Source organism: Mycolicibacterium arseniciresistens (genome assembly GCF_030519285.1).
GTDB classification, from domain to species: domain Bacteria; phylum Actinomycetota; class Actinomycetes; order Mycobacteriales; family Mycobacteriaceae; genus Mycobacterium; species Mycobacterium arseniciresistens.
The window spans coordinates 1-302 of sequence record NZ_JAUMSQ010000274.1 but is presented as its reverse complement, the minus strand read 5'-3'; the positions used below and the strand labels follow the sequence as shown (position 1 = coordinate 302).

The following is a 302-nucleotide window of genomic DNA, read 5'->3' as shown; positions in this document are numbered from 1 at the left end:
GCCGCCCTCCGGTGCCGCCGCTCGACGTGCGGCCCGGCGACCGCGTCGCCGTCACCGGCCCCAGCGGGTCGGGCAAGACCATGCTGCTGCTCGCAACCGCCGACAGATGCCGTGAAACAGGCTTGGCCGCAGGGTTCTTCGGCGAGGACGGGCATCTGTTCGCGACCACGGTGCGGGACAACCTGCTGGTCTCCCGCGGCGACGCGACCGATGCCGAGCTGCGATCCGCACTTGCCCGCGCCGGCCTGACCGACTGGCTCGACACGTTGCCCGCCGGCCTGTCCACCGTGCTGGTGGGCGGC

General features: G+C 73.5%; 1 pseudogene. It reads left to right on the top strand.

The window, feature by feature from the left end:
- Positions 1–302: pseudogene (locus tag Q2100_RS25155) on the top strand (ABC transporter ATP-binding protein); the annotation flags it as partial.